The following is a 2,141-nucleotide window of genomic DNA, read 5'->3' as shown; positions in this document are numbered from 1 at the left end:
ATTTATAAAAAAAGACCTCTTTTAATCCCGAAGTCTCGGGAGATTTAAAGGAGGTTTTTCATGGTTTGAGGTTAGGGGTAATTTTAAAAATGAAAATACAAACTAAATTTTTAATAGTACCTTTTATGGGTTTATTAACTTCTTGTTTTGAACAAAGAGAAGAACAGCATATGTATTTGGCAGAAGAAAGTACCTATACAGAAAATGGATTGGTAAAAAGATACTTTAAAGTAAAAATTATTCAGCCATAAAATTCATTCGACCTGAATACAAAATAATCCAAAACATTGTTTAAATAAGCAGCTTTCCATTTCAATTATTTTTCTATATTTGAAAAAGAACTACTTAAGTTCATCTGCACTCCGTTTCTTGAGCCATTATATTGACCTATACTACCTAGATGAGCCAAATACTTAGACAACAAATAGAAAAAATTACGCCGCTGACAGACAAGGAATTCGAATACATTCTGTCTCACTTTACATTTAAAAAATTAAAGAAACATCAATTTCTAATACAAGAAAATGATACAGTACAAAATGATCATTTTGTAGTAAAAGGCCTTTTAAAAGCATATTATGTTAACCATGAAGGAAAAGAACATATCATGCAGTTTGCCATGGAAGATTGGTGGGTAACAGATTACCAAGCCTATTTTAATCAAACCGTAGCAACACTAAATATTGATTGTCTTGAACCAACTGAGGTACTATGCTTATCGATACACAATAGAGAAAAACTGTGTGCCGACATGCATAAAATTGAACATTCTTTCAGAAAGAAATCTAATTTGGGTTATGTTGCGCTACAACGAAGAATACTATCATTACTCAATAGCAATGCAAAAGAACGATACGAGCAACTTCTACAACAATATCCAACATTATTTCAAAGAGTTCCAAAAACCCTTATAGCTTCTTACTTGGGTGTGTCTCGCGAAACTTTGAGCCGGCTTTCTTCCTAGTGTGATTTATATCACAAAAAAAAGGTGATGTATCTCCTATGACATGATGAATAAAGCACTGAAATTTGCATCAACAAATCAAAAGAATGATAGTTATGAATAAAATAGTGAAAAACATCATGTCAAGAATTATGGTAATTGCAGGTTGCACCATACTTCTGGGATTGAATCAAGCAACGGCACAAACAAAAAATTTAAAAAAAATGAGTAAGAAAATTTTATTTGTGGTTACAAGCCATGACAAACTAGGAGAAACAGGCGAAAAAACTGGATATTATTTAGGAGAAGTATCTCATCCATGGGCAGTCTTAACCCAGGCTGGATATGAGATTGATTTTGTAAGTCCAAAAGGTGGTAATCCATCTTACTATGGTGACAATCCGGAGGATAGTATCAATCAAAAATTTTTAGCAGACAAAAAATATCAAGCTAAAATTCAAAACACCATGAAACCATCAGAGGTAAACCCTTCCGAATATCAAGCTATCTTATATGCTGGTGGACATGGAACTATGTGGGATTTTGCAGATAATGATGAATTGGCAAAAATTGCTCAAAAAATTTATGAAAACAATGGTATTGTTAGTGCCGTTTGTCATGGTCCAGCTGGTTTAGTAAACATCAAGTTAAGTAATGGAAACTACCTAGTAGATGGAAAGAAAATTAATGCTTTTACTAATGAAGAAGAAATTGCTGTAAAGTTAGAAAACGTAGTGCCTTTTAGTCTTGAAACAAAATTAATTGAACGTGGTGCAAAATTTGAAAAATCAGGTTTATGGCAGCCTCATGTAACCGTAGATCAAAGAGTAGTAACAGGTCAAAACCCTCAGTCTGCTCATGGTGTAGGAGAGGCTGTTCTTGAAGAACTTAAAAAACTATAAGTCAAATTATAAAAAAAATGAGGTAACATTTATTGTTGCCTCATTTTTTTATATAAATATGTTGAATAATATTCACCATATTAAGGCATACAGCTTTTTGAAGTAATAATTAGTAAGAAAGTTATAGTGCACTTAGTAAAAAATGACATTCAAACGCAACCTACAAGGAGATGAATTTACACAAAAAAGATTTCTATTGTGTAAGAAACCCTATAAGTATTAAATAATCGTATTCTTCTTTTGTTAAAATCTCATTTTAATTGATTTCTTTTTATAGAATATTTAATTACTATAAC

At 31.4% G+C, this 2,141-nt stretch carries 3 protein-coding genes; all 3 read left to right on the top strand.

What is annotated here, in order from left to right; genetic code table 11:
* The first annotated feature begins 89 nt into the window (after nt 1-89).
* The 3 genes from IAI56_RS15540 (at nt 90) to IAI56_RS15530 (ending at nt 1,845) form a co-directional block, all read left to right on the top strand.
* The gene (locus IAI56_RS15540; protein ID WP_187658732.1) at nt 90-251 is read left to right on the top strand and encodes a hypothetical protein; all 162 of its coding nucleotides are present in this window, start codon (nt 90-92) and stop codon (nt 249-251) included.
* 149 nt (nt 252-400) lie between these two features.
* On the top strand, nt 401-964 hold the full coding sequence (locus IAI56_RS15535) for a Crp/Fnr family transcriptional regulator (RefSeq protein ID WP_187658731.1): 564 nt from the start codon (nt 401-403) through the stop codon (nt 962-964).
* A 119-nt stretch (nt 965-1,083) separates the two neighbouring features.
* Complete coding sequence (locus tag IAI56_RS15530) at nt 1,084-1,845, top strand: type 1 glutamine amidotransferase domain-containing protein (RefSeq protein ID WP_244970342.1); 762 nt, start codon at nt 1,084-1,086, stop codon at nt 1,843-1,845.
* Nucleotides 1,846-2,141: the final 296 nt, after the last annotated feature.

The organism is Flavobacterium macrobrachii (genome assembly GCF_014486675.1).
Lineage (GTDB): Bacteria > Bacteroidota > Bacteroidia > Flavobacteriales > Flavobacteriaceae > Flavobacterium > Flavobacterium macrobrachii.
Note: the sequence above shows the minus strand (reverse complement) of the source record. Positions and strands in the feature narration are given on the sequence as shown.

Excerpts from the sequence above, each read along its gene's own strand:
- IAI56_RS15530 (WP_244970342.1), top strand. The coding sequence starts at position 1,084 with ATGTCAAGAATTATGGTAATTGCAGGTTGCACCATACTTCTGGGATTG.
- IAI56_RS15535 (WP_187658731.1), top strand. The coding sequence starts at position 401 with ATGAGCCAAATACTTAGACAACAAATAGAAAAAATTACGCCGCTGACA.
- IAI56_RS15540 (WP_187658732.1), top strand. The coding sequence starts at position 90 with ATGAAAATACAAACTAAATTTTTAATAGTACCTTTTATGGGTTTATTA.